Annotated in this window: 15 protein-coding genes; 9 read left to right on the forward strand and 6 right to left on the reverse strand. The window is 59.0% G+C overall.

What is annotated here, in order from left to right; genetic code table 11:
• Nucleotides 1–17 precede the first annotated feature (17 nt).
• Entirely contained in the window at nucleotides 18–1,157 is a 1,140-nt protein-coding gene (locus tag ACWAU0_RS17215) for an XdhC family protein (protein WP_458137393.1), read from the forward strand.
• A 48-nt stretch (nucleotides 1,158–1,205) separates the two neighbouring features.
• On the opposite strand, the gene ACWAU0_RS17220 is transcribed toward ACWAU0_RS17215, so the two are convergent.
• Genes ACWAU0_RS17220 through ACWAU0_RS17240 form a run of 5 tightly spaced genes read right to left on the reverse strand, consistent with a single transcriptional unit; the run spans nucleotide 1,206 to nucleotide 8,054 of the window.
• The gene (locus tag ACWAU0_RS17220; protein ID WP_458137394.1) at nucleotides 1,206–2,468 is read right to left on the reverse strand and encodes a condensation domain-containing protein; all 1,263 of its coding nucleotides are present in this window, start codon (nucleotides 2,466–2,468) and stop codon (nucleotides 1,206–1,208) included.
• Nucleotides 2,465–3,340 (reverse strand): isochorismatase family protein, encoded by an 876-nt coding sequence (locus tag ACWAU0_RS17225; RefSeq protein ID WP_458137395.1) that lies wholly within the window; start codon nucleotides 3,338–3,340, stop codon nucleotides 2,465–2,467. Before ACWAU0_RS17225 ends, ACWAU0_RS17220 begins: the two co-directional genes overlap by 4 nt.
• Nucleotides 3,337–4,974, reverse strand: coding sequence for a (2,3-dihydroxybenzoyl)adenylate synthase (locus tag ACWAU0_RS17230; protein WP_458137396.1), 1,638 nt, complete (start codon nucleotides 4,972–4,974; stop codon nucleotides 3,337–3,339). Before ACWAU0_RS17230 ends, ACWAU0_RS17225 begins: the two co-directional genes overlap by 4 nt.
• On the reverse strand, nucleotides 4,971–6,194 hold the full coding sequence (locus ACWAU0_RS17235) for an isochorismate synthase (RefSeq protein ID WP_458137397.1): 1,224 nt from the start codon (nucleotides 6,192–6,194) through the stop codon (nucleotides 4,971–4,973). The genes ACWAU0_RS17230 and ACWAU0_RS17235 overlap by 4 nt, the downstream gene beginning before the upstream one ends.
• A 6-nt stretch (nucleotides 6,195–6,200) precedes the next feature.
• A complete protein-coding gene (locus ACWAU0_RS17240; RefSeq protein WP_523070815.1) occupies nucleotides 6,201–8,054 on the reverse strand; it encodes a TonB-dependent receptor domain-containing protein in 1,854 nt (617 codons plus the stop codon).
• Between the two features lie 277 nt (nucleotides 8,055–8,331).
• On the opposite strand from ACWAU0_RS17240, the gene ACWAU0_RS17245 reads away from it, so the two are divergent.
• The 8 genes from ACWAU0_RS17245 (at nucleotide 8,332) to ACWAU0_RS17280 (ending at nucleotide 17,441) form a co-directional block, all read left to right on the forward strand.
• Nucleotides 8,332–9,312 carry a helix-turn-helix transcriptional regulator gene (locus ACWAU0_RS17245; protein ID WP_171695527.1) on the forward strand — a complete coding sequence of 327 codons (981 nt, stop codon included), beginning with the start codon at nucleotides 8,332–8,334 and terminating at the stop codon, nucleotides 9,310–9,312.
• Nucleotides 9,313–9,430: 118 nt separating this feature from the next.
• Nucleotides 9,431–10,231 carry a siderophore-interacting protein gene (locus ACWAU0_RS17250; protein ID WP_171695526.1) on the forward strand — a complete coding sequence of 267 codons (801 nt, stop codon included), beginning with the start codon at nucleotides 9,431–9,433 and terminating at the stop codon, nucleotides 10,229–10,231.
• Nucleotides 10,228–11,166, forward strand: a complete 939-nt coding sequence (locus ACWAU0_RS17255; protein ID WP_171695525.1) for an ABC transporter substrate-binding protein — start codon at nucleotides 10,228–10,230, stop codon at nucleotides 11,164–11,166. Before ACWAU0_RS17250 ends, ACWAU0_RS17255 begins: the two co-directional genes overlap by 4 nt.
• Nucleotides 11,163–12,185: a FecCD family ABC transporter permease gene (locus tag ACWAU0_RS17260; RefSeq protein ID WP_171695524.1), complete on the forward strand. Its 1,023-nt coding sequence runs from the start codon at nucleotides 11,163–11,165 to the stop codon at nucleotides 12,183–12,185. The genes ACWAU0_RS17255 and ACWAU0_RS17260 overlap by 4 nt, the downstream gene beginning before the upstream one ends.
• Complete coding sequence (locus ACWAU0_RS17265) at nucleotides 12,182–13,165, forward strand: FecCD family ABC transporter permease (protein WP_458137400.1); 984 nt, start codon at nucleotides 12,182–12,184, stop codon at nucleotides 13,163–13,165. Before ACWAU0_RS17260 ends, ACWAU0_RS17265 begins: the two co-directional genes overlap by 4 nt.
• On the forward strand, nucleotides 13,165–15,228 hold the full coding sequence (locus tag ACWAU0_RS17270) for an MFS transporter (RefSeq protein WP_458137401.1): 2,064 nt from the start codon (nucleotides 13,165–13,167) through the stop codon (nucleotides 15,226–15,228). Before ACWAU0_RS17265 ends, ACWAU0_RS17270 begins: the two co-directional genes overlap by 1 nt.
• Nucleotides 15,225–16,025: a 2,3-dihydro-2,3-dihydroxybenzoate dehydrogenase gene (locus ACWAU0_RS17275; RefSeq protein WP_458137402.1), complete on the forward strand. Its 801-nt coding sequence runs from the start codon at nucleotides 15,225–15,227 to the stop codon at nucleotides 16,023–16,025. Before ACWAU0_RS17270 ends, ACWAU0_RS17275 begins: the two co-directional genes overlap by 4 nt.
• Nucleotides 16,026–16,319: 294 nt before the next feature.
• On the forward strand, nucleotides 16,320–17,441 hold the full coding sequence (locus ACWAU0_RS17280) for an XdhC family protein (protein WP_458137403.1): 1,122 nt from the start codon (nucleotides 16,320–16,322) through the stop codon (nucleotides 17,439–17,441).
• 253 nt (nucleotides 17,442–17,694) lie between these two features.
• On the opposite strand, the gene ACWAU0_RS17285 is transcribed toward ACWAU0_RS17280, so the two are convergent.
• Nucleotides 17,695–19,896: a cytochrome-c peroxidase gene (locus ACWAU0_RS17285; RefSeq protein WP_458137404.1), complete on the reverse strand. Its 2,202-nt coding sequence runs from the start codon at nucleotides 19,894–19,896 to the stop codon at nucleotides 17,695–17,697.
• Between the last annotated feature and the right edge of the window lie 92 nt (nucleotides 19,897–19,988).

Genomic DNA, 19,988 nt, shown 5'->3' on the forward strand with positions numbered 1-19,988 from the left:
CCGCAATCGAGTAAATCATGGCCAATAACATCAATCATCTGCTCGAAGCCTATCGGCAACTGCAACGCGACCGGCACGACAGCGTGCTGGCGACCATTCTCGAAAACTTTGGCTCAACCTACCAAAAGGCCGGGGCGCGGATGCTGATTACCCAGACGGGGGAGTTGGTCGGGTTGCTGGGCGGCGGCTGCTTTGAACACGACTTGGTGGAGCAGGCCGCTTCGGTGTTCGCAACCGGCCATGCCAAAACGCTGTTTTACGATATGCGTTCCGGGGAAGACGCGATCTGGGGTTTGGGCCTGGGTTGTAACGGCGCTGTCCGGGTGTTGCTGCAATTGTTAAAGGCCGAGCAGGATTTTTGTCCGTTGAATTTGCTGGCCGAAGCCGCCGAAACCCAAGCTCACGGGGTATTGGTGACGGTATTTGATTCCGCGCACGCGGATTTTCCGGCCGGGCGCAGCCAGTTTTTGCCGGCGGCCATCGTCGGCGAGCAGCCAATTTTGCCTAGCGCGCCGATCCCATTCGCCACGGCGGCGCTGCAAACGGCCTTGCAGCAAAAACCGCGTATCGAAACGCATCTGCTTGATGGCCAGGAATTCAAAGCCTTTTACGGCCCGGTGCAACCGCCTTGGCAGTTGCTGATATTCGGCGCCGGCGCCGACGCGATACCGCTGCTGAACTGCGCCAAATCCGTGGGTTGGCGCGTGACCTTGGTCGATCACCGGCCCGCTCACATTAAGCCAGAGCGTTTTCCTTTAGCCGATCAATTATTGCATCTGATACCGGATCAGGTCGCGTCCCAACTGGATTTAAATCGCTTCAATGCCATCATGCTGATGACCCACAACGTCGAATACGACCAACGCTACTTGCAAGCCATCGTGCAGTGTCGGGCGGCGTTTATCGGTCTGCTGGGTCCGGCGCATCGCAAACAACGATTACTGCAAAGCCTGGGCGACGATGCCGCGCTGATAGCCGAACGGGTATTCGGCCCGGTAGGACTGGATATAGGCGCGCAAACGCCGGAAGAAATTGCGTTGTCTATCGTGGCGGGCATCCATGCGCAGCTCAGCGGCCGCAGCGGCTTGCAATTAGGCTATGACGTAGTCGCTATCAAGCATGAATGCAGCCATAGCCAAGCCCAGTCAATTCGGTGAGGCCGGAGTATAAGGCTAAATTTGGGTTATCCGGGCTGGGCCTGACGACTAAGACGACTCCAACGCTTGCGCCAGATAATCGGTTATGCCGAGCCAATGTTTGCGCAACGTTGACTCGTCGTAATTTTCCTCGCGCCCATCCAGATCAAGGACAATAGCATCGCCTCGGGCCATGAATACCGCAGCCAGGTCTTCCACCGGCCCTGCCGCCAAGGTATGAGTGAGGGCTCGGCAGGGTCCGAAACGGGACGGTGGCTCAAACGGCATGACATTGATCTCGGTGCCAAGCAGGCCGCGCGGATAACCGGCATCTTCCAAATCGAATTCCAAATGCTCGAAACGGTAACGTTGATGCGGTCTATGTCGGGCTAAATCCAGGCGCAGGCGGCGAGCCGCATTGGCTAGATCCAGTTCTTCGACCTGCCGGAGTGGCAAGGGCATGACGTTCATGGCGCTGCACGGAGTGCGGGCAACCGCCCCCGACGCGCGCAGCATCGTAGTCAGGCCCAGTACCGTGTCGCGACCGTAACCGTATCGGGCCAAATATCCGGCAAAACCGGCAATCAATAACTCCGGCCAACTCAATTCCAGCTCCAGCGCACGGCGCTTAAGGCGCAGGCACACCGCATCCGGCAAGGCCCCGCCGATTCGGCGGCCGCGGCCGATTCCGGGCGTGGGATGGGGTGACAGGGACTTGGGTTGCAACCCGGCCAGTTCGGCGAGCCAATAACGGCGGTCGTCCTCACGATCAAACGAATTTTGATAGGCCTGATCGGCTTCCAAAATGGCGTCCAGGGTGCCAAAAGCTGCCGCTGCCAAAGGCTTGCCGGATAGCAGCGCTTCGTAGTAAACGGCAACTCGTCGTGCAATGAGCTGGAAGCCGTAGCCGTCCAGCAGCAGGTGGTGCGCGCGATGTAGCCAGACGTGGCGCTCAGCCCCCCGGCGATAGAGCTTATGCTCATAAAGATAGCCGGCGGCGGGATTGAAGGCTTGTTGTAGTTGCCCGAACAGTTCGGCCATGAATGCCGTCTGGCTAAGCTGTTCGGCGGGCGCTACCGGTAAAGTCGGCGGGCGATGCTCGACGCGCTGCTGCCGATAGGCCCCGTCCATCTCGACGATGCGGACCTGTAGCGCGTCAGCTTCGCGCAACGTGGCCTGCAGGGCCTGTGTAAACAATTCGTAATCGAGGGGGCCGTCTAGTTCGGTGTATTCGGCGGCGTAAAAGACGCTGGCTTCGCCGGCGAGTTGTTGACCAAGCAGGACACCTGTCTGTGCTTGGGTTAAGGGCAGACCGGGTTGACTGCGTATCATCGTCTGTCTGCCTTCGCGGCGGCGTCCTGCCACAAAGCGTGCCAGGCTCTCAGTGTCGGCAACGGCGCCAACTCTGCGAACTCGGCAGCGAATCCGCGTTGGCGCCAACGCTGCATCAATGTCATCAGCGCCAGCGAATCCAAACCCATCAGCAATAGATCGTCGTCATCGCCCAATAGAGCCGGGTTGATTGCCATCGCTTCCGCAATTTCGAGACGTAATGCGTCCAGGCTGGGACTAAGCGATTCCAAAGCGGCCATTGCATCGCGAGTGCTGAGAACGCAGGCACAGCGTCCAGCGGCATAGCGCAAGGCTTGTTCGTGCTCTTCGCGTGAAAAATCGGCCAGCGCATCGCCAACCAAAAAGGCTTGGATATCCAGCATGAAGGCTTCCGCCGCCGTCATCAGACAGCCAATATGGGCATAGACGCCGCAAATCACGAGCTGATCGCGCCCCAGCGCGCGCAGGTGCGCCTCCAGGTCGCTGCGCTTGAAAGCGCTGTAGCGCGCCTTCGGGAACACCGTGTCTTCCGGGTTGGGTGCGACAGCATCGACAATACGTTCCAGCGCCGGATCTTTCGCTAAGCCAGGCCCCCAAAAATCGTTAAGCAACCCGCGCTCGGTCGGCGCCTGTCCGCCGCGTTGCGTGGTGTACATAACCGGCATGCCGGCAGTGCGGCAGGCGGCGATCAGTTCGGTGCAGTTGCGCAGCAGCGCCGGGATCGGCGGCTGGGATGGTTCGAAAAAATCCAGAAAATACTGTTGCATGTCGTGCACGAGTAATACGGCGCGGCGCGGGTCCAAGCGCCAGTTCGCTTTTCCGCTAGGTAGTTGTTCGGGAAGGTCGTATCGCGGGATGCGGGGTATGCTCATGTCGGTGTTCGTGTCAGGTTAAGCGCCAGCGACCGCAGCTGCGGTTTCGCAATTTTGCCTGGCGCGGTAAGCGGTAAGCGGTCAATGAATTCGATTCGGTCGGGAATTTTATGTGCGGCCAGTCCGCAATGATCGCGTAAGTGCAATTTCAGCCCTAGCGCGATTCGCGCCGGCGCTTCGTCTGAGTCCGGCTTGGCCAATTCAACGAAGGCGCAACTGCGTTCGCCCAGGCGTTCGTCCGGTATAGCCACCAGTGCCGCGTTGCGTACGCGCGGATGGCTGAGCAAATGCTGCTCCACTTCTGCGGCGGCAATCTTTTCGCCCGCGCGGTTGATTTGATCTTTGCTCCGGCCGATCACCTGTAAACTGCCATCGGCGCGGCGCCTGACCAAATCGCCGGTACGATAAAAACCGTCCACGGTAAATGCCTTGCGGTTATACTCGTCGGCGCGCCAATAGCCTCGAATGGTATAGGGACCGCGGGTCAGCAGATGGCCGGTCTCGCCGTCGGCCAGCACTCGGTCCTCGTCGTCGACTATGCGGATCTCGTCGCCGGGCGACATAGGCCGGCCCTGGGTTTCCAGAACCACATCGGTATCGTCGTCCAGCTGAGTGTAAGTGACCAAACCCTCAGCCATGCCAAATACCTGCTGCAGTGCGCAACCGAATATCGGTTTAATGCGGGCGGCGACTTCCGCTGCCAGACTGGCGCCGCCCACCTGGACCAGGCACAGACTGCCAAGCGGCGGACGCAGACTTGTCGCGCGCTCCAGCCACGCCAAAAGCAGCGACGGCACCAATGCTACATGGCTGACCGCTTCGGCGGCGATCAGCGTAAAAGCTGCGTCCGGCTCGGGTCGAGTCAACAGCACGATGCGGCCACCGGAATATAAGGTGCCCAGCGTGCCGGGCGAACTTAACGGAAAGTTGTGTGCGACAGGCAAGGCCGCCAGATACACGGTAGCGGCGTCGAAACCGCAAATATCCACACTGGTCCTGACACTGTAAAGATAATCGTCGTGCGTGCGCGGAATCAGCTTGGGCGTTCCGGTACTGCCGCCGGAAAGTTGTAACAGCGCTACCGCTGCTGGGTCCTGGTCCGGCAGCGCCAAGGGCTTCACATAAAGGCTTTGCAAAGGTACGAATTCCTCCGCCGCGCCAGCCACGATCACGTGGCGCAAACACGGTACCAAGGCCCGCGTTTCCCGGGCGAGCGAGCGGTAATCGTATCCGTCGTGGCGATCAGGTATCACGTAGGCGGCGGCTTCGGCCAGCTGGCAGAACGCGGCGATTTCGGCGCGACGATGCCCCGGCAGCGCCAGCACCGGAATCAGACCGAGGCGAAAACAGCCAAAACACACCGCAAAAAACTCGGCGATGTTGGGTAATTGCACCACTACACGTTCGCCGGTGCGCAAACCCAATTGGGCAAACCCGGTCGCCAACTGATCGGCCCGTTCGTCGAGCTCGCGGTACGACCAGCGCCGCGCGCCGCAGACCAATGCGATACGTTCACCGTAGTGCTGCGCCGATTCGCGTAACAAAGCGCCCAAGGTTTGGTTTTGCCACCAACCCTGTTCGCGATAGGACCTGACCAACTCGTCCGGCCACGGCGTGAAATCGGATGCCGTCATACGCCGTCCCCCTGCAGTGCGTCCAGCAAGGTGCGAAATTTGGCCGAGGTTTCGGCCACTTCCCGCCAAGGTTCGGAATCCGCGACGATGCCGGCGCCGGCGAATAGCTTGGCGCGATTGGCTTCGATTTCCGCGCAACGTATCGTCACTGCCCATTCGCCGTCGCCGTTGGCGTCGCACCAGCCCACCAGGCCGGTGAACAGGCCGCGATCGAAGTCTTCCAATTGCTCAATGGCACGGCGAGCCAGATCGCGTGGTTCGCCGCATACGGCCGGTGTCGGGTGCAAGGCTAGGGCCAAGTCAAAGGAGCTGGGGGCATAGTGGCTTAATTCTCCGCAGATCTGAGTGGAAAGATGCCAGACGCGGGGCGTCGCAATCAACTCCGGAACCGGCGGCACCTCTAGGGTGCGGCAATAGGGCCGCAAGGTGTCCGCTACGGCAGCCACCACTAGCGCGTGTTCGTGACGGTCCTTGGCGGAGTGCAACAAGCGGCGGGACCGCGCCAGATCCTCGCCAGGGTCGATGCTGCGCGGTTCGGTACCGGCAATTGGATTGGCCAATACCTGTGTGCCTTTGCGCCGCAGCAATAATTCAGGACTGGCACCTATCAAGCGGCGGACACATCCCGATACAGTGGGCAAATCGACGGCAAAGGTGTAACCGGCTGCATTGCGCGCCGCCAGATTGCGTAACACGCCGGCCTGATCGACATCGCTCTCGCCCACCACTTCCAGCATTCGGGACAGCACGACTTTTTTTAAGGCCGATTGCCGTATCAAGTCCAACGCTTGTTGCACCTGTTGGGCATAGACCGCCGGTGTTGGCCGCTCTTGAGTTACAGAACTGCGTATGGTCGCTTTCGTCCTGGCTATTGCGTGGCGCGTGAGGCGGTCTGCCGTTGCCATTTGCTGGGGAATAAACAATACCGGATCGGCTTCGGGAGCAAACGGCAGCGCGCCCACCGCAATAGCCGGCGTATCGTCTTTTTGCCCAACATCGGCGAACAAACGTTGCAGAGCGGCGGCTGTCGGCTCTCCGGGACGGCGGGTTAACCTAGCCCGGATGCCGCTACCAAGCAGGGTACGCTCGGGAGAGCCCAAGAAAAAACTGGACCCGGCGCCATAGCGATGCAGCAGCTCAATTGCCGTGGACTGCTCGTCGCCCATCCGCTCGGTGGCGGCGGCGTTTACGGAAAATAACTGACTCGTGTCGGTATACATAAGGATTCAGAACTCCAGTCTGGTTGAAACTAGTACGCTACGGCCAGGATTTTGCAGCGGCGTAATGAATCCAACTGCAGTACCGGCGGTGTAGCGATCGGTATAGTCCTCATCGGTGAGATTGTTGACTTCGGCGCGCAGCGTCAGGCCGCGGTAAAAATTCGGCTGCCATTGGGCAAATACGTTGTAGGTGTGATAGCCGTTGAGATCGCGATTGCCCGAATCCTGTGCGAAGCGGTACTTCAGGGCGATTTCCGAACTTACCCCGGTTTTTATACCTAGTTCCGGCCACGCATAGGCGGCGTGCAGCTTGATGATTTCGCCGACGGGCGAGCCTAAGTAGAACGCCAGTGTGCCGAGTTGAGAATGATCGTAGCTGACTTCGGTATTGGTGTAATGCGCGCCGAAATCGGCATTTGCGCGTTGATAGCCTACGCCTAGATTCAAGCCTTCGGTCTTGACTGCCGGGCCGTTAACCCGGACGAAACTGTCGTCGCCCTCTTGATATGCCGGCGTATTTTGGATTCGGGTCGAAAACACTTCGCCCTCAAACTTAACCCTTGCCAAGCGGTAACTGAGCCCGGCCTTGGCGTTGGTGGAGCGTTGCGCGGCAAGATCGGCGGAATAAGCCGAATACGGCATGGTGTGGAAGAGTGCCGCTTCGGCCAGCTGGATGCCGCCGAAGACATAGGAATAACTGCCGTTCAGCGTCAAGTCCGGCAAGGGTGTGATGCCGATAGACACGTTGGGGCTGGCGCCGGTATTGTCGAACAGTTTCCGGTCTACCGATTCGAATTCTTGAGAATCAAGGCGGACGCCGCCGGAAAATTTAAGCCAGTCGGCGGGCTCACCGCGTAATTGCGCGAATCCGCCTAAATTTCGGGCCGTTTCGGTCATCGAAGCATCGCGAAAGTTATCGGTTAGCGCCCGATCCTGATAAAAATCCATGCCGGCGCTGAGTTCGCCCAACGGCGTTTTGACGCGGTTCAACGCCGTCGCCCCGACGCTTTCGATGGTGGAATCGAAATAGCCGGGACGAAATCCGCCGTTCCGATTCGGTCGGGAAAGCGAGGTATCGTTATAGTAAAAGCGGACCTCCGGATCGTAAAACTTGCTCGGCTGCCGGGTGCTGTACTTGAAGTTGGCGGTATTGCGGTTGAAGATATTTTCCGACAATAAGGTCTGACCACGCACTGCGGCGAAATTGGCGCGGAACGGTCGAATTTCGTCATCCGAAAGATGCTGAGCCGAGGCCTCGAAACGGTGTCCGCCCTCCGCTGTATAAGCTAGTTTTCCTAACGCGCTCAACAGGTTGGTGCCGGTGCCCTGGACTGGATCACCATTGCCGGCGTCGTAGTTGCCGCCTTCGGCGTGCGAGGCATAGCCCATGGCTTCGACATTGCGATACCGCCCGTAGGCAGCGCCGGATTTGGTAAAGGTGTCTAGGTTGCTGGCGAAGCCGCCGCTTAAAAACGCACCGTAATCTCGTCCGGGCTGCAACATGTCATCGACGTCTTTGGTTTCGTAGCGCAAAGAGCCACCTAGCGCGCCGGGGCCGGCGTCCGCCGCTGCTACGCCGGCATCCACGCTGACCGCTTTTAGCACGCCGGGGTCGATCAGCAGGTTGGCGTTGTGATGCCATATATTGTTTACCTGCCGGGCACCGTCTATCTGTACGTTGAGATTGGTTTCCTCGATGCCGTTGACAAACACCTTTTGAGATGTCGCGGTAGGGCCGCCGACGCCGACCGAGATATTTTTTTCGAATACGTCCTTGATCGACGTCGAGGGTGTGTCTTCCACCGTTTCGGTGTCTTTATCAGTTTTGACCGCTTTACCGGTCACGTTAATCGTGTCCATGACGACAGTCTTATCCGTGTCCGTTTCATTTGACCCGGCCACCGAGTATTCGGTTGCCGCGAGTAAAAAGAAAGTTAAGGGGAGGGTAAGTTTCGAACCGACAGGGGAGCTGGTTTTCATGATTGGTCTTCAAATAAGAATGATTTACATTAATATTAGTGGCTGCTATTATCCGACTCAAAGCAAATACGTGCGTTTGCGGGGGAACCGGATTCCTTTGCGGGCCGCGCAGATGAAGGCTTGGAACATCATTCATGAATCACTCGGGCAAAATCCTATGAATCGGCTATCAACTATCACCTCATCCAAGATCGACTGCTCGGCCCTGTCGCGACCGGGTCTAAGCACCCCTGGAGGTGCGGCTGTATCCTTGGCTCCCAGCGGCTCCCCGATAGTCAGTGGTCGGCTGCGGGAGTTTCAGCTGCAGCCGGATTTGTCGCTGTACGCCTCAGATGTGCGAGACGAACTCGATATGGAAGTGACGGGAACGTTGCAGCCGGGGCTGTTGATCGTGTTGCCGCTGGCTGGCGAAGCCGATGTAAGCTACGGCGATCAACGTTTTTTGTTAGGCGCAGGCGGCGATCGTCGCGGACTGGTCGTCGCTTTAAGTCGGCGCGAGTGCTTTTCCCGTCAGTTGCGGCGCGGCGCGCGGCGGAAGGTGGTGAGTTTGGCGTTTGGTACCCGCTGGCTGGCCGAGCACGAACACGTACTATCCGCACACCCGGGGCTGAACCACTTGCGCGGTACCCATCTGGCGGCACAGCAGTGGCGATTGTCTGCGCGCTTGCGGACTTTGGCGGCTAGCGTGTTCGAATTGTGCGCCTCCGGCACGCCGCTGATGAGCCTATGCTTGGAAAGTCGCTGCTTGGATATTGCCGCCGAGTCCTTGGGGGCGCTGACGGACGGCCACCGGGAGCCGGAGTGCGTGCTTAGGCCGCGCGAACGGCGGCGATTGGCCGAATTTTGCGCCTTTCTCGATAGCGGAGAGGGCGACGGCTGGTCGATGCAGGCCTTGGCCGAGCACATCGGCATGAGTCCCAGTACCCTGCAGCGCTACTTTCGCCAATACACCGGCAGTAGTGTGTTCGCGTATCAGCGTCGCCGGCTGCTGGATCATGCGCGCCACGCATTGGAATGCGACGGTGTCAGCGTCAGCGAAGCGGCGCATTTGGCCGGTTACACCAACGCCGGCAACTTCGCAACGGCTTTCCGGCGCCAATTTGGCACTCCCCCTGGCAGCTTGCGCGCTCGTTGTTAAGCTATCTTTGCAAAAAATGCATGCTGTTTTGCCAGCCGTTCAATCCACGGCCCCGCGTCCCAGTTAGCCCGTGAACGACCGTATAATCCCACGTCAGCTTAACCACTCGATTTTTTGCATGACGACCCTTAGTACGCATCGTAGCCGGTCTACCCGCATCCCTCAGCGCTTAACTGTACGGGAAACACTCAGTTTGGGTCCGCGTTTACGCCGAATCCGTTTTCACGGCGAGGCCTTGCAAGACATCGTTCATGCTGGGCCAGGCGCGCATCTCAAATTGCTGCTACCTGTTTCAGGCGCGAACTCGACCGACGACGCGCAGTGGCCGGACGGCTTCCGGTCCGTAGCGCGAGCCTATAGCCTGCGCCGCGTCGATTTTGCCGAGAATTTGCTTGATGTCGATTTCGTGCTGCACGGCGACGACGGTCCCGGTTCGCGCTGGGCCATCCGTGCCGCAATCGGCGACATTATCGGTCTTGCCGGCGTGGGCGGTCCCCCGTTGTCGAGTGCCGCGGCCGATTTTCATTTGTTGGCCGGCGATTTAACCGCCCTGCCGGCTATCGCGGCGGTACTGGAAACCCTACCGGCCAAGGCAAGCGGAGCAGCCTTGATCGAAGTGCCTGACGCGGCGGATCAACTGGCGTTGCAGTATCCGCCGGGCGTGCAGTTGCAGTGGCTGCATGCGCGCGCTTCGAGCCCGCTGACGGGCGCCGTCCGCCAAATCCGTTGGCCGGCGGAGGCACGGGTATTCGCAACGATAGCCGGCGAGAGTGCCTCTGTGCTGGCCATTCGCCAATACCTGCTGCGCGAACGAGGTTTATCCCCCGCGTCTCTTTATACAGTGCCCTATTGGTGTCGGGGTTGGAGTGAAGAGGATTACCACGACGAGCGGCACCGCTGCATGGATGGGAATACATGAAAAGACCTATGTTTAGGGTAAGGATTGTGCTGATATTAATATTGGCAGCATGCGATGGCCCACCGCCGGCTACGCCGGAACAGGGGGCTCGTGAGTTAATCGATGCCATCGGCCGACCGGTAAGCGTGCCACAAGCGGCGCAACGTGTGGTGGCGTTGAGCGAGTTGGATTTGGATGCCGCGCTGGCGCTTGGTCTCCGGCCTGTCGGTGCCAGCAACGGTCGCGGCAGCCAGCACCCGCCGCGCTATTTGGGGGGACGGGTGAATGGGATAGACAGCGTAGGTGATTTCGCCCAGCCGTCTTTGGACCGCATCGTCGCGCTACGCCCGGATTTGATCTTGGCCGGCGGTCAGAGCGATCCTGCATTCCTGGAGCAACTACGCGCGATTGCGCCGACCGTAGTCAGCTTTTATCCTGGTGAACACTGGCAAGACAGCGTGAGGCGTATTGCGGATGCGGTGGGTCGGCAGCAGGCCGGTTCGCAAGTACTCGAAGAGTATCGTACGCTGGCTGCCCGCCTGCGAGAGCAACTGAAAGCGCACTGGGGTGAATCGGTGAGCATTGTCAGACTTACGCCTAACGGCCCCATGTATATGCTGGGCGATGCGTTTGCCGGGCGGGTTCTGACAGATTTGGGTTTGACTCGGCCTCCTGCCCAACGTCAACCCGGTGCCGGACATGGAGCGCCGTTAAGCCGGGAAGTATTGGCCGATATCGACGGCGATTGGTTGTTCATCGGTAATTTTGCACCGGATCCGCACGGCGTCGCTGCCTTGCGAGACGAACCGGCTTTTGCGGAATTGCGGGCAGCGCGGCTGCATCGAGTGCGCGAAGTGGATGCGGCTTTATGGACGGTCATCGGTGGTCCGCTGGCTGCCAAAACGCTCCTTGAAGATGTGGTATCGGCATTTGACGCGGTGGAGAGCGGATCGTGAAGGCGCCTAAAGCCGCCCTTTTAGGTGTTTTGCTGCCACTTTCCGTGCTGTTGTTGGCCTTCGCATCGTTAAGCTTTGGCGCAGGTGGTGTCGGCTGGCAAGACAGTCTGCATTGGCTGCTAGGGGCGTCCGGCGACGCCCATGTCGATCTGGTATTGGGCGAATTGCGGCTGCCCCGCCTGCTTAAGGCCTTGGCCCTGGGTGCGGCATTGGGCGCAGCCGGGGTTTTGTTGCAGACCGTCACGCGCAATCCACTCGCTGAAACCGGGTTGTTGGGTGTCAACAGTGGCGCCGCACTTGGGGTGGCACTCGGTATCGCTTGGTTTGCCGGGCAAAGTCCTGCTGCGCAGATCGGCTGGGCCCTGGGTGGGGCAAGCTTGGGCAGTCTTTTGGTGTTGCTGTTGGCGCGTGCCGGCGGCGGCCAGACATCGCCTTTACGGCTGGTGTTGGCCGGATTGGCGCTCACCGCCACCTGCCATAGTCTGACGGCGTGGCTGGCCTTGGTCAGCACCGCCTATCTGGATCGTTATCGGTTTTGGTTGTTGGGTTCCTTAGCCCATCCGCATGCCGGATTACTTTGGCCCGGTCTGGTGCTGATAGGCGTCGGTCTGACGGCGGCCATGGCGCTGGTGCGCCCGTTATCGGCGCTGGCCTTGGGCGATGATTTGGCGCGCGCGCTTGGGCAGGGACCCGCTCCGGCTAGGGTGGGGGCGGTGACGGTCGTGGCACTGTTGACCGGCACAAGCGTAGCACTCGCTGGTCCTATTCCGTTTTTGGGATTAATCGCTCCGTATTGCGCCAGGACGCTGGCCGGCGTGACGATCGCCTCCCAACTTCCCTATTCTATTTTGCTGGGGTCCGCGCTGATGCTGTCGGCTGATTTAAGCTCGCGCTTGTTGCTTGCCCCGTTCGAAGTTCCAGTTAGCGCCGTATTGGCCGGCATCGGCGCGCCCTTGCTGATCTGGATGGTAAATCGCGACGCCACACTGGGCTTAATGCCGGCCGGAAGTGAGCGATGACCAAGGCTGTTCGCCGCCTAGCGCCGATACCGCTATTGCTGGTGCTGGCGTATGCCGCGCTGGTTGCCGGCACGCCACGCTTGTCGGCATCGCAAGTGTATGCCGGCTTGTTTGGCCCTGGGTCCGACTGGCTGTTCACGCTGGTCACGCAATTTCGCTTGCCGCGCTTATGTGCGGCACTCGTGGTTGGCATCGGGCTCGGCGCCGCCGGCGCCTTACTGCAAAACTTGACGCGTAATCGCTTGGCCAGCCCCGATGTTTTGGGAATCAACGACGGTGCGTTACTGGCGTTGGCCCTGAGTTTGATGCTAAACCCGTCCGGTTTGTTGGGCCCGTGGTGGTGTGCGGTGGCGGGTGCGCTGATCACCGCTGTATTCACCTTGCTGGCCGCCGGCGGCGTGGGTACGCGGGGTTACCGGGTCCTCGTGGTCGGGCTGGGCATTGCCAGTTTACTGCGCGCCGGCTTTGACATTGCCTTGGCGACATTGCCCATCTTCCATGCCACCGGTCTGTATGCGTTTAGTGTCGGTAGTTTAGCCGGGCGCGCCTGGCCTGTGGTCACGGTGGCTGCGGCGCTGCTCGGTATCTTGCTCACTGCCTGTTGGGTCATCTCCCGCGCTTTGGTGCTGTTATGTTTGCACGACGACAGTATTCGCGGTTTGGGTGTCAATTTAGGTCAGCTGCGCTTAACCGTGCTGATGCTGGCCGCTGCGCTGGCGGGCGTCGCGGTGGGCGTCGGCGGGCCGATTGGTTTCGTCGCGCTCGCCGCGCCGATGCTGGCACAGCGATTGTCGCCGGACGGCGGCATACCGGTATGGTGTTCCGCCAGTATCGGCGCGGTACTGGTCACGGGTGCAGACTTGCTCGGGCGCATAGCGGCCGCGCCGGTCGAAGTGCCCGTCGGCGTCGTATCCGGTTTTTTGGGTGGTCCTTTTTTATTGTGGTTGCTGATGCGGCCGAAAGCTTATGGAGCCGGGTAATGTTGGAGTTTCGGGTTGACCAAGTAATCGCCGGCTATGGTGCGGAACCCGTATTGCGCGACCTCAGCCTGCAAATTCCGGCCGGACGGGTGACTGCCATTGTCGGCGCCAACGGTTGCGGCAAGAGTACCTTGCTGCGTTGCCTGGCTCGTCTGCATCAAGCCGATTCAGGATGTATCCAGCTGGGCGAAGACGATTTGCGACTATTCTCGAACGCCGACTTGGCACGTAGCGTGGGTTTTTTACCGCAGTTTCCGCAAGCGCCGGTCGGATTGAGGGTAAACGATTTGCTAGCGCTGGCACGCCACCCGCATCGGCATTGGATGGCGAGCTGGTCAGCAGAAGACGAGGCCGCCCGTTGCGAGGCCTTGCGTCTTACCGATCTGACGGAATTGGCTGGACAGCCGTTGGACAAACTTTCCGGCGGGCAGCGGCAACGCGCGTGGATAGCGATGATGCTGACCCAGTCCACGCCGGTCCTGCTGCTGGATGAACCCGGCAGCATGCTTGATCCCGGGCACCAGCTGGAATTGATCGCCTTGTTGCGGGCGTTGGCGGATGCCGGTCGCACCGTGGTCGTGGTGATGCACGACCTGGTTGCCGCGCGCCATGCGGATTGGTTGGTGGCCTTGGATCAAGGCCGACTAGCGGCCTGCGGTTCCCCGGTGGATGTATTGAATCCGGTTTTATTGCGGCAGCTTTACGGCATCGATAGCCATATCCTGACCACACCCGACGGTACACCTGTCGTCGTGCCGGTAAGACCAGCCGATTTGCCGTTGCCGCAAGCGCAGCCTTTTCCTGTGAGCATGGCTTCGGTGGGCCCGTCCGCCGAAGCGTCGGCTAGCGTGGCGGAGCGTCGTTTAGTGCTGTTGTTTGCGGTACTTCAATTCACGCTTTTACTTGATTATATGGTGCTGATGCCGCTGGGCGCGGCGCTGATGCGCGATTTCGACATGGGTCCGGCGCGCTTCGGATCCCTGGTTGGTGTCTATACGCTGGTCTCGGCGCTGACCAGTCTGGTCGGCGGTCGATGGATTGATCGCAGCGACCGCAAGCGCACCTTGTTGGCCTTATACGCCGGATTTGTGGTCGCCACGCTGGCTTGCGGTTTTGCGGGGCAATTCGGCGAATTGCTGATCGCGCGGGCGTTAGCGGGTGCTTGCGCCGGGTTGATGAACGCCACCATGATGGCGATGATAGCCGACCGCATCGAGCCCGAGCGCCGCGGCCAGGCCATCGGTACCATTATGTCGGCCTTCGGCGTGTGTGCCGTGATCGGTGTGCCCGCGGGCCTGGGATTGGCGGCGTTGGGCGGCTGGCGAATTCCTTTTTTAGCGGTTGCGGCACTGTCTGCCTTGTGGTGGCTAAGATTGTACCGGGCCTTACCCCGATCACCCGTTAGTGTCGGTGCCGGGCGCGGGAGTTTGCGTTCGCCGGCACTGGCCTTGGGTTGGGTGTTGAGCTTTTGCATCGTTTTTGCCGGTTTTCTGATCGTGCCTTATCTGGGCGCGCACTTGAACGGCACATTGGGTGTTGATTTACGTGATTTGTCCTGGATTTATCTTTGCGCCGGATTGGCGACTTTCGTAGTGGCGCGCGGTATTGGCCGTGCGGTGGATCGTTTCGGTGCCGCCGGGATTCTGGCTGTATTGATGGTCGCCAGCATCATTCCGCATCTGTGGTTGACTCAGTTACAACCAGGGCCGTTATGGCAAACGACGCTGGTGTTTGTGTTGTTTATGGCTTTAACCTCCACTCGGTCTATTCCGGCCTCGGTTTGGCTGATTGGCAGAGTGCCGCCACCGTTGCGGGGCCGCTACATGGCGGTGAATACCGCGAGCACCGAGGCCGCATCCGGTTTAGCAGCCTGGTGCGCGGGCTTGATGACCGGCGGGGATGGCGCGGTATTGCAGCATTTTGAACGCGCCGGCTGGCTGGCGGCAGGTGTCACCTGCGTGAGCTTGTGCTTGCTGGCCGGCTTACACCGCTTCGGCGCGTCGCAGGGGGCATCGACAACCACGGCGGATTGTCTTACGCCGGTTGCCACGGCCGAATCATGAAATCGGCAAGACAGTCGTCACCTAGCGCCGGATTCGGTTTGCGCCCCGGCGTTGCACTGGTAAGTGGTGCCGCGCGCGGCATCGGCCAGGCGGTAGCCGCCGTGTTGGCCGGCGAGGGCTTGACCGTGGTTGCGGCCGACATCGACGCCGACGCCTTGCGTAAGGTTTACGAGTCGATGCCGGGGCTATATCCGCTGGCGCTGGATTTACGCGACCACGCCGGCATCGAGGCCGCGATCGCCGGCGTGGAAGCGGAAATCGGTGAAATCGACTATCTGGTGAATGTCGCCGGCGTGCTGCTTCCCGGTCATGTAGTGGATGCCAGTGACGAGGACTGGCTGGAAAGCTTTGCCGTAAACTGTCATGGTGTATTTGCGCTAAGCCGCGCGGTAGCTCGTCGGATGCGCGAGCGGCGGCGCGGGGCTATCGTGACGGTTGGTTCCAATGCTGCATCGACGCCCCGGACCGGTATGGCGGCCTACGCTGCATCCAAGGCAGCCGCCGCGCAATTCACCCGCTGTTTAGGCTTGGAACTGGCGCAATACGGCATTCGTTGCAATCTGGTGTCGCCGGGCTCCACCGAAACCGACATGCAGCGCCGCTTCTGGAGCGCCGGTGCCGGTAGCGCCGCGCAAGTCATCGAAGGATGCTTGGCGCAACATCGGCTGGGGATTCCGCTCGGCAAACTGGCCCAACCGGACGATATAGCTCACGCCGTGGCGTTTCTGTTGTCGGATCGAGCCGGACATATCACTCTTCAGGATTTAGTGATTGATGGTGGGGCGACGTTAGGTTAACGGCAAAGTAGTCCGCGTGTGGTCACGATGAATTGCCCGTAAGAAGTTTGAAACTCGAGCGGTTCGTCTGCGCGTAAAGTGGTATGGCGGTCCCGACGCTGATGGCTACGAATGTCCGATATGAGCGAAGCTGTTTAACCTAAATATAAACAGAGAAGATGACGCCGGCGGTGTGCAATGCGATCTTCGCCGCCACCGGCGTGCGGGTTAGGCAATTGCCGCTGTTGCGTACCGATTTGAGCTGGAGTTGATATGGCTAGTACAATCGCCGGCACACCCGCAATCGAGTAAATCATGGCCAATAAAATCAATCATCTGCTCGAAGCCTATCGGCAATTGCAACGCGACGGCGCCGACAGCGTACTGGCGACCATTATCGAAACCTTTGGCTCGACCTACCAAAAGGCCGGGGCGCGGATGCTGATTACCCAGACCGGGGAGTTGGTCGGTTTGTTGGGTGGTGGCTGCTTCGAGCGGGACTTGGTGGAGCAGGCTGCTTCGGTGTTCGCAACCGGCGCAGCCAAAACCCTGTTTTACGATATGCGTTCCGGCGAAGACGCGATCTGGGGTTTGGGCCTGGGTTGTAACGGCGCGGTTAGGGTATTGCTGCAATTATTGAAAGCTGAGCAAGAATTTAGTCCCTTGAATCTGCTGGTCGAAGCCGCCGAAGCGCAAGCGCATGGAGTATTGGTTACGGTGTTCGAGTCCGCGCATGCGGATTTTCCGGCAGGGCGCAGCCAGTTCTTGCCGGCCGCCATTGTCGGGGAACAGCCGATATTATCCAGCGCGCCGTTCCCCTTCGCCACAGCGGCGCTGCGAACGGCCTTGCAACAAAAACCGCGCATCGAAACTCATCCGCTTGACGGCCTAGACATCAAAGTCTTTTACGATCCGGTGCAACCGCCTTGGCAGTTGCTGATATTCGGTGCCGGTGCCGACGCGATACCGCTGGTGAACTACGCCAAATCCTTGGGGTGGCGCGTGACCTTGGTCGATCACCGGCCCGCGCATATCAAGCCCGAGCGCTTTCCTTTAGCCGATCAGTTATTGCATCTGACTCCGGAACAGGTGGCGGCTCATCTGGATTTGCATCGCTTCAACGCCATCATGATGATGACGCACAACGTCGAATACGACCAACGCTACTTGCAAGCCATCGTCCAGTGTCGGGCGGCGTTTATCGGTCTGCTGGGTCCGGCGCATCGCAAACAGCGGTTGCTGCACAGCTTGGGCGACGATGCCGCGCTGATAGCCGAACGGGTATTCGGCCCGGTCGGTTTGGACATCGGCGCGCAAACCCCGGAAGAGATTGCCTTGTCCATCGTGGCCGGCATTCAGGCCCAGCTTAACGGTCGTAGCGGCTTGCAACTGGGGAAAGAGCCGGTTGCGATAAAACATGCTTGCAGATCTGGATAATGTGCATGCTGCCGACTGAGAATGCCCCAGCGCTGAGCGTGGACAAATTACGGGAATGATTTATTGCGGCTTTTTGCCGATAAATAGGGGCTATTTTCTAGGAATCCCCCTTTTCAGAAGCCGGTGTTTGCTAGTTTTCTTGCCATGCATAACGGTGTGGCTTAGCTAAGGCGCTGTTATTCACTTTTTAGCCTTGCATGGTGCGGAAGTCACCGGCCTTAGCCGGTGACTGTGGGCTGAAATTTAAACCGCGTTAGGGTGCCAAATACGCTTCGAAAGGCTGTATAGGCGATGAATTGCCTTGGGCGCCCACCGCGTCAATGGTCAGAAATTCATCTTTACCCAGAACGGCTCCCAGCGGATTACCGCCGCTTACTGTCTGCTCCACGCCAACATGGCCGTGGGGTATTTTGATTTCGGGGTGGTCAAAGGGGGCTTTTTCGTAGCGGACTCTTTCATCGGTCAAGGTTTTCAGGAAGGCGATCAGGTCAGCGCGGTTTTGCGCATCCAGTTGTAGATTGGGCTGCGGAAATACCCGAGTAACTTGTTTGCTGTCGTAGGCAAAATTTCCGCCTCGCGAATAAAATTCGATCGCTTGTTCCAGCGTGGCCATGCTGCCGTTGTGCATGTATGGTCCGGTTAACTCGATATTGCGTAGCGAGGGGATTTTAAATGTCGAGTCGACAGACGCTACCATTTTCCGGGTATTGGGCTTGTTCAACTCCGCTAAAGCGGCAGCGGTCGTGGGCAAAAAGGCATTGTTTGCGGGCAGGAAACAGTTCTCCGTGCTTTGTGGCTGGGGTCTTATGCCGTCGGTGATGGTAAACAAGCTCGGCAGCGAATAAGGCAGTTTGATATTTAGAGCAAGGGCTTCCTGAAAATCGCAGGCTCTCACTTTGGTGACATCTTCATCCAGTACAGCGGCATTATTGCCCGCCAAATGTTGTAAATATTGTCGGCTGAACGATAGCGGGTTGCCAAAGTCGTCGACGCCGCCTGTGCCAATATCGGCTGTTTCTTCGGTGACGCCTGTGGAAGAAAAGCCGGTATCGAAAAATGCGGTAACCGGAGCGTTTTTGATAAGCAAAGGTATGCGATTGACCACATTGGTGGATGCGCTGATGAAGAAAGTCGGTTCGCCGAAGGCTTCCGGATGGGTTTTGGCAATGGCCGCATTGGCGTTGATCGACGCCGCGCTGAAGTTGGGTCCTAAATGGCAGAGCGCGCACTGATTTTTTCGGAATTGTTTTAAGCCGTTCAATTCCGACGCGCTGAGTTCTATGGGTTGATTGCCAGTGTCGCGGGCGCTGTTGTCGAAGGGCGATTCGTCCGAAATTAATGTGCTTTCATAGAGTTGGATGGCTAGGCCGAAAAACATGCCAAAGTTGGCTTCGGTTTGATTATAGGGCGCCAACCCTTTGGGGGCCGGAATTGGCGGGTTACCGCTGTACGACCAGTATTTGGGATTGAATGCCTGCATGATCAGCAGCTTATACAGAGTGTTCGTGCCGGGTTTGGTATTGAGGCTGTAAGGTCCCAGTACACTGTCTTCAGGATGTACTTTTTGGTTTTGCAACGGGCGGCGTAAAAGCAGCTTTCTACCGAGTTCCATCAAGGTCCGGTTACGGCAGGCCATTTCGGTAGTGTTTTGCGGTGGAGCTACCGCTAATGACGCCAGCGAGGAATTGATTAAATGCAGGCGCTGCTTAATTAGCGTCGTGGCATTCTGTTTTACCCAGACGCCGGCGTCGGGATCTCGGTCGCCCCAAGGGCTGCTGCCGTTAAACACATTGTTGGCGCGGCCGTCCCAAAAATTGCGATGATTAAACACCGCATTGATCACGCTGGGCGCATTGCGCGGCGTGACTTTGCGGGTGCCGACCGCGCCGGCATGAAACAGGCTGTCGACGCTGCGGCTGCAGGTGTCGTTTGGCGCTGTGTAGCGGTCCACGGCTCTGAATTCACCACCGAAAGTACCGGACGAACCGACTACATTGTCGGTGTCGTAGAGGACCGCAGAATGTTCTTGGAATGGATCTTCCCTTTGATGTAACGGAAAGTCGCCAATGCTGAGGGTATGATTGGGTCCCAAAGACCCACCCGTCATGGCATTGCTGAATGTTTGATCGCTTAAGGGGCTGGATTGGCCGCCCGGAGCAAGCTGATTTTTTACTCTGCCGTCGGCGCCGGCGTGAAAGTGGCAGGACGCACAGGCCATGCCGTCGCTACCCACGTTAGTATCCCAGAACAGCGCTTTGCCCAAGGCAATCGCGGCATTCTTGTTGACGACAATAGGGTCCGGGCCGTCCAGTAGGCCGGGAACAGGCGGAACGGGCAAATGCTTCAGGCTTATCGGCATGGGCCCTAGTGCCAATTCGACCGCGGCGGCGCTGAAACTGAGCAGTACACCTCCGGCTAAAACAATCGCTAATTGGCTATGACGAAACAATGTCATGGTGAAACTCCACTGAGAAATGGTTGGTTGGCAACAAATACGGCCAAAACGCCCGCATCAGCGGGCTCAAACTATAAAAAAGGCCGATAAAT

Source organism: Methylomonas sp. Uni0009, from assembly GCF_054188105.3.